The organism is Micropruina sp., assembly GCF_027492755.1.
GTDB lineage: Bacteria > Actinomycetota > Actinomycetes > Propionibacteriales > Propionibacteriaceae > Micropruina.
This window is the reverse complement of sequence record NZ_JAPUED010000182.1, coordinates 1-7272: the sequence shown is the minus strand read 5'-3', so window position 1 is coordinate 7272 and position 7272 is coordinate 1. Positions and strand designations below refer to the sequence as shown.

General features: G+C 65.5%; 6 protein-coding genes and 1 pseudogene. 1 reads left to right on the top strand and 6 read right to left on the bottom strand.

Annotation, left to right across the window (positions count from 1 at the left end; genetic code table 11):
- The coding region (locus tag Q0066_RS12760; protein WP_298133456.1) for an acetylxylan esterase at positions 1 to 410 on the bottom strand (410 nt) is incomplete at its 3' end.
- A gap of 76 nt (positions 411 to 486) precedes the next feature.
- Here Q0066_RS12760 and Q0066_RS12755 point away from each other — a divergent pair.
- Positions 487 to 645, top strand: a complete 159-nt coding sequence (locus Q0066_RS12755) for a hypothetical protein (protein ID WP_298133454.1) — start codon at positions 487 to 489, stop codon at positions 643 to 645.
- Positions 646 to 978: 333 nt separating this feature from the next.
- Here Q0066_RS12755 and Q0066_RS12750 read toward each other — a convergent pair whose 3' ends face one another.
- The 5 genes and pseudogenes from Q0066_RS12750 to Q0066_RS12730 form a co-directional block, all read right to left on the bottom strand.
- The gene (locus Q0066_RS12750; RefSeq protein WP_298133452.1) at positions 979 to 1857 is read right to left on the bottom strand and encodes a ChbG/HpnK family deacetylase; all 879 of its coding nucleotides are present in this window, start codon (positions 1855 to 1857) and stop codon (positions 979 to 981) included.
- Positions 1854 to 2741 (bottom strand): PRD domain-containing protein, encoded by an 888-nt coding sequence (locus Q0066_RS12745; protein WP_298133450.1) that lies wholly within the window; start codon positions 2739 to 2741, stop codon positions 1854 to 1856. Before Q0066_RS12745 ends, Q0066_RS12750 begins: the two co-directional genes overlap by 4 nt.
- Before the next feature lie 29 nt (positions 2742 to 2770).
- Positions 2771 to 4702, bottom strand: a complete 1932-nt coding sequence (locus Q0066_RS12740) for a glucose PTS transporter subunit IIA (protein ID WP_298133448.1) — start codon at positions 4700 to 4702, stop codon at positions 2771 to 2773.
- Between the two features lie 480 nt (positions 4703 to 5182).
- A pseudogene (locus tag Q0066_RS12735) lies at positions 5183 to 5639 on the bottom strand (transposase); the annotation flags it as partial.
- 326 nt (positions 5640 to 5965) lie between these two features.
- A complete protein-coding gene (locus Q0066_RS12730) occupies positions 5966 to 7093 on the bottom strand; it encodes a site-specific integrase (RefSeq protein WP_298133446.1) in 1128 nt (375 codons plus the stop codon).
- Positions 7094 to 7272: the final 179 nt, after the last annotated feature.

The window sequence follows — 7272 nt, the reverse complement described above, 5'->3', positions numbered from 1 at the left end:
TGAAGGCGCAACCGAACAGGGTCAGTTCGACGGTGGCGGGCAGCCGCGAAGCCATGGCCTCGGGTGTCCATGACGATGTGGACGAACCCGCTCGCGGCCCACCTCAGCTTCTCCGCCGGAAGGCCCCGGCCGCCGTTGTAGCCGATGTACTCGACGACCGCCGGGAGTGGACTATCCGAGCGTGGCCGGATCACCCACGCGCGCACGGGGTTACCAGCAAAGCCGCGGAAGGTGAGGTCCTCGACCGCCAGTTCGGTGATGGGACCCTGCGCGGGCGCCAGTTCTAGTTCCTGCGGGATCGCGCGAGCCTCGTCGAGCGTCCGTTCCCAGAATGCGTCGAACCCGGACGGCTCAGGCACCTCCGGGTGGTAGTTGCGAAGCTCGGCGAGGGCTAGGTCAGTCAGCGGCATGGGCGCTCCTCGTTCTGACGGACTGGTCCGCCCAGACGCCCCTTCACACCAGCTCGCCCAGATCTTCGTTGCGTTCATGGACGGCATCCAGATCCAGTGGTTGTGTGCCCGCGCAGACGCCGACCCCTCCGCGGGAGACCCCAACACCACCCCCGTCCACGGCGACACCCCGATCGACATGGCAGCTCAACTCCGACTCCTGATCGACATGTTCCAGAGCAGTTGGCGTCTGTAACGCTGTGGGCCCAGGTAGCGGGGCATCCCACTGCCCTCGGCAAGGGCGTCGATGAGGCCGCTGGGCCAAGACGGGTGCGCCGATCGCCGGGACGAGGTAGAACGACCGCGCGATCACATTGACCAACGTCGCGTTCCGGTGTAGCTCGGCCTCGCACTGGTGCCCTGACAAGGGCAGACGCACAGTCCTTCCGGAGATTCACGGTTCGGACGCCGCTCACGTCGAGCCTTGAGTCTCACCCGGAGTTGCCTCGACGGAGCCCGCCTCGATGGCGGGTCGAGGTCGTTCGGCGACTCGGCGTCGGCCGCTTCTGCCAGCTGAACCCGGCTCCGCTCAGCCACCTCCCCTGCTGGCGTTCGCGGCATCCTGAGTGACCGCGGTGGCGAGCTCGAAGATCGGTCGGCCGTGACTCGTTCCGCGCGTGAAAGTGGTCAGCTCGACCTCGGCGCCAGTGAGCGCGTCGGCCACGGAGGGATGCGTCGCAAAGTCAAGGTCCTGCGCCCGGATGACCGAGTAGGTGCTGATCCGAATCACTTCGGCGTCGACGTAGCCAGGGTGCAGGAAGAGCAAGCTGACCGGATCGGCGGCAGCAGCTTCGACGATCTCGCGAGTGCTCGCCTTCGGGTCGGCATCCGCCTGGGCCTGCACGTCGAATCGGTCCTCGAGATACCAGGGATTGGGTAGTTTCGGCACATGTCCTCCCCGGTAGAGGTCGTCAATGACGGGGAGTCTCATCTCACGAGCGAGCGTGTAGAAGACGGCGTCGATTCCTGGGGTGATCAGTGAGTGGTGATGGAGATATACCGGGTTACGTCCCATGATCTCGCGGAATCGGGCGAGCTGGGCCCGTGCCTCGGCGAGTGTCTCGTCGTAATCGAAGGGCTCGACGTCGAACTCGACGAAGGGGCCTGCCTGTCGCCGCACTGTGCCCTCCGCCCGGATTCGCCGCGACGGTCGAAACGCCCCGTCGGACTCCACCAGTGATGGAACTTCGCTTGCGCCGAGTAGCGGGCGGCCCGTCACGAAGTTCAGGTCGATGCCGACATCGATCTGATCCCGCGACTTGAGTTCTGAACCGGCAAGCTCGGCGTCGTCGCAGTTGGCGAAGATCCCCGTATTGCGGACGATGCCGCGGTCAATCGAGTCGAGGATTCCGAGTGTGGTGCCGTGGGTCATCGCCATGTCGTCGGCGATCACGAGAAGCTGTGTCATGAGGTTTCGTCTTTCTGCGGGGAATCGGCCGCCGCGTGCTCCGCGATCTCGTGCGTGAGGCGTACCAGGTGGAGCATGATGTAGGAGCGTTCCTCGTCGTTGATGGTTATGCCGTATTCGGCTTCGAGAAGATCCCCGATCGTGGACGCGCAATGGAACGCCGCCGGGTTCTCGTCTCGGATGGACCGAAAGAATTCATCGACCGGCCCGGAGTAGGTCTGCGTCCGAGTAATTCGTTGAATGAGGAACTTGAGGTGGGTCATGAGTCGGGCGCCGGCAGCGTCTGACTCGTCGATCACCACGTGCAGCTCGTCCTGGACGACCTCGACGATGTGTTCGAGGATCGTGCGGAGGCTGCTCTTGGGCGGGCCGGCCGGTCCGATGCCGCCGGCCACGAGGTGGAGGGTGATGAAGCCAACCTCATCAAGTGGTAGCCGGGTGCCCGTCTGCTTGTGCACGATGTCCGCGACCTCGAGTGCGGCGAGGAACTCGTTGGGGTAGGCCAACTTCGTCTCCCACAGCATCGAGTTGTAGATCGGGATGCCGTCGGCGAGCCGAGCCAGCGCTGTGGAGATGTGATCTGCCAACGCCAGCTCGGCGGCCTGCGACAACTCGACTGCGCGCTCTCCGCGCAGGTGCGCGGAGATGTCATTCATCATTCGGATCACCGGGAGCGGCAGCTCGAGCAGCACCCGGAACGCGCCGCCCCGGGAGGCGCCGATGAGGTGGAACTCCCTTTCGACCCGCCGTTCGTCGACAATCCCGCCGCGGTGCGTCAAGTACCCGAGGCCGGCGCCCACGAGAATCACGTCGACTCCGTCGGAACCCACAGCGCTGATGATGTTGTTGTTGAAGATCTTCCTGATCTTCCGCATCTTCTTCATCCCCCTCCCGGTGACCGGACACAGGTGGATCAGGACGTCGCGGGCGCGGGCTGACGCTCTGAGCGCAGGAGCGGTTCCCCGGCTGTGACGATCCCCTGGGTCAGGATCGACACCTCTTCATCGCTGACCGTGTTAGTGACGACGACGGGGGTGACCAGAGAGTACCCAGCTGCCTGGATCGCCAGGCCGTCGAACTCCAGAAGGAGCTGGCCTGCGGTCACTTGGTCGCCCCGCGCAACGTGCGTGGTGAAGTGCTCGCCTCCCAGCTTGACCGTGTCGATGCCGACGTGGATGAGCAGTTCGATCCCGTCTCGAGAGCGCAGCCCGACGGCGTGCAGGCTCGCGGGGAGGGCGACGACCTCGGCGTCGAAGGGGGCGACGACTCTCCCGGCGGTCGGGATGATCGCGACCCCCGGGCCGATGAGGCCCGCCGAGAAGATCTGCTCTCCCGTCGAGGCGAGATCTTCCACCTTGCCGGTCAGAGGAGACGCGATGGTGAGGACTCCACGGGGATCAGCATCGTCGGCGCCGCGGAAACCGCCGGTTGCGAGCGCGCTGCGCTGTTCATCCGCGGCATCGACCACGCGCGCCGGAGTGGCCGACTTCTTCTCCGCACCCCAGAGGAGGACGAGCGTGCTGGACACGATGATGCCGACGACCATGGCAATGACTGCCCCGTAGATCGGCTGCAGAAGAGGGAGCTGGACCAGCGGGCCGGGGATCACACCCATCAACCGCGTTCCGAACAGGCCGAGGATGGCACCCGCCGCTCCGGCGCCGATCATGTGGGCCGCGAGGAGGCGGCGATACCGCAGCAGGAGGCCGTAGATCGTGGGCTCCGAGATTCCGCCGACCCACAACGCGATCATCGCCCCGCTCGCGGTCGTCCGCAGTTCAGTGTTGCGGGTCTTGGGTCGGCTCGCCCAAATGAGGGTACCCAGCGTCACACCCATCATGCCGTAGCCAATACCGACAGCCGCGCCGAGGATGGTGGACCCGCCGGTGGCTGCGATCTCGCCGATGGCGATCGCGATCACGGCCCAGTGGATCCCAAACGCGATGAGGAAGAGGAACAGCATCGGGACGATGATGTAGAAGAGGAACGGCGCGGTCACGCTCAGCCAGTTGATCGCTGTTCCGATCGCGCCGCCGAGAAAGATGCCGATTGGCCCGAATACGAGCGCGGTGAGCGGAACCAGCACGATCATCTCGATGGCGGGGACGAAGATCCCTGCCACCGACTTGTGGATGAAGCGCTTGAGTACGCGGTCCATACCCCCCAGAGCGAGCGCCAACAGCAACGCCGGGAACATCGAGTTCGCGTAGGCGTAGACAAAGAGCGGAACTCCGAACGCCTGAACGACATCACCGGACGCACCGATCGCGACAAAGCTCGGGTGCAACAGTGCGGCAGCGCTGACGGCGCCGATGAACGGGTTCGCACCCAGCTTCCTGCTCGCTGTGAAGGCGACCAGGATGGGTAGGAAGTAGAACACCGAGTTACCTGCCGCATGGAGCACGGCGGCTGTGGGCGAGGCGGCGTCGAGGATCCCTGCTTGCGTCAGCAGGTACGCCAGCACCTGCACCATGGCCGCACCGGTGATGACGGGGATCAGGGGCTGGAAGACGGCGCCGAGGAAGTCGAAGAGGACATCCAGCGGGCGGCGTCTGGTCGCAACCCCGGTTGATCCGTCAGTTCCGCCGAGCTGCTTCCAGCCATCACGTGTAACCAGCGAGTCGGCAACACTCTCCACGTGGGTCCCTACAACGACCTGCACTTGACCCCCGGCCTTGACAGCCTGCAGGACACCTTCGGTCGTGTTGAGCTTCTCGAAGTCGACAAGTGATTCGTCCTTCACCACGAACCTGAGTCGCGTGGTGCATGTGCCAATCCAGCTGACATTGTCGGGCCCGCCGACCAGGTCGCCGATTGTGCGCGCAAGCGCGGTTACATCGCTCATAGAGCTCTCCTCGGTCTATTAGACGCTGAGAAGTCTCGCCCGCGATGCACAAGTGCAATTGGCCACCAGAACGCCTACCGGCGATCCGAGGCTGCAGTAGCAATCTTCTTCGAATACGGGCACCATGCCCTTCCCGGGAAGGTTACCTGCATGCGTCCCAGTTGGCAAGGGTGGCCGCGGGTGTTGCCTGGGACGCGATCGTGCCGCGAGCCGCTGGATCAGCGGCCAAGCCACAGGCCGGCTGGCACGATCGCGATGAGCTTCGCCGGGAGTGTCGGGGCGGCGAGGCGCTGGTGATCGCGACCAAGGTCTTCCACAGCGACGACGCGCCCAGGTAGCGGACCTTGCCGGCCTGGACGACGGCGTCGAGCGCTTTCGAGGGTCTCTTCCAGCGATGGTGGCGGCATCCCAGTAGTGGGTCTGGTTCGGGTCGATGTAGTCGGTGCCGAGCCGTCGCACGACGACCGGTAGAAACAGCCCCTGGTCCAGTGGCCACGCCCACCACGAGATCATCTCCTCGACGATCTTGTCGGTGATCCTCGAGATCGTGTCCTTCGACACCGAGGCTCCGTACACCTCGGGCAGGTGGGCGGAGATCTCCCCGGTCGGCAGCCCTTTCGCGAACAGGCTGATCACCAGCTGGTCCAAGTCGGACAACCGCCGTTGCCGCTGGGCCATCAGCTGCGGTTCGAGCTGCCCTGCCGATCCCGGGGGACCTCGATCTCGACCTCGCCGCAGTTGTCGGTGACCACCGCTTGGGGCGGCGGCCGTTGCGGCTATTTGCCCGGTTCCGGCCCGCCGGATCGTGCTTGTCGTAGCCGAGATGGTCGACCGTCTCCTCTTCCAGGGCGGTCTCGATGACCGTCTTGGTCAGGGCTTTCAACAACCCGCCGGGGCCGGTCACCGCGACCCCCTGCTCGCGGGCCTTACGAACCAGGCCGGCAATCGCGGCCAGTTCCTCAGGGCTCAAACCTGCATCAGCCGGCACCCCGAACGGTGCACCTTCAGGCGCCTCATCCTTCGATGGCTCCATAGCAACCAGTGTGTCGGTCATCACGACCCTTCCTGCCCAACTGGGCGGTAGAGCCATTTGCCGTTCCTGCGACAGTCCCAACTCGTCTTTGCGGCTGGACCGGGCTCCCTAGGAGGAGACGGATCCGTGAAGCGCGCAGTCAGCAACCCGCGAGGGATAAGCGAGCTCTCCAAACGTTGTTGGCGACGGCAAACGTCCTGCATTCGGCATAGGAGCGTGAGAGTCGGCACCTACCAGCCGGCGAGTCTGGAGAGCTGCTTGGCGAGCTGTGCGTCGCGGCCTCTGGCGGCGTGCTGGTAGATCATCGCGGCGTCGGCGGTCGTGTGGCCGAGTCGGGCCTGAAGCTCGGCGGTTGTCGCTCCCGCCTGGGCGGCAAGTGTGGCGCCGGTGTGTCGGAGGTCGTGGAAGCGCAGATCGGGCCGGCCAGCAGTGATCCGGGCGCGGTTCCAGTGGCGGTACAGCACCGACTCGTGGAGGTGTCCACCGGAGTCCGCCGGGAACAGCAGCGCTTCCGGCCCTGGCTGGGTGTGGCCCTTGAGGTGTGCACGAATCGCCTTGCTGAGGTGCGGGGGCACGGCCACGTCCCGGATGCCGGCGTCGGTCTTGGGCGGCCCGACGGTGGTCGTCATCGGGGTGAAGGTCACGGCCCGGCGGATCTTGATGACGTCGCGGGTGAGGTCGACGTCCTTGCGGCGCAGTTCGGCCAGCTCGCCGTACCGCAGGGCGCACCACGTGGCCAGCTGCACCATGAGCCCGAACCGCTCCGGCATGGCCTCGACGATGATCGCCAACTCGTCGAGCGAGGCGGGCTCGATGCCGTGCTTCCTGCGGGCGACGCCGGCACCCCGGATGCTCACCGGGTTCACGTCGATCAGTTCCTCCTCGACGGCTGAGTTCATGATCGTTCGCAGCACGGCGTAGGCCTTCGCCTTCGGTCGATCGCTCACGCTGCGCAGCAGGTTGTTGTGCCAGTCGCGGATGTCGGTGCGGGTGATCTCTGACGGGATTCGCTCCCCGAGGTGCGGTGTGATGTAGAGCCGCAGCGCCCGTTCGTAATCGATCACGGTGTTCGCACGTAGAGGTTCGCCCTTCACCCGGCGCTGGGTGAGCCAGCGGGCGGCGTACTCGGCGAGGGTTTCGCTCTGGGCGGCGCGGGCCGCTTCCGCCTTGCGGACGGCGGGCGGGCGCCACTTGCCGGACTCGACTTCCTTGCGTTCCTCGGCCAGCCAGGATTCGGCGTCGCCCTTGGTGGTGAAGGTGCTGGGTGCCGTGTGTCGACCGAGGTCGGGGCCGGCGTAGCTGGCTTGGTAGCGCTTCGACGGCAGCCGGCGGACCATTCCGAAGCCTCGTCGTCCCATCGTGCCTCGCCTCCTCGGCCCAAAACGGCCCGGCGTGCAACATACGTGCAACATCTTGAGAGATGAGGGATCAGTCGTGTCCATTTCTGATCTCTTGTGAGCACTTGCCGAGGTCCGTGTTTCTGCTTGTCAAGCGCATACTGCGCGCGTGGCCAGTTCGGCGACCCCAGCAAGATTCG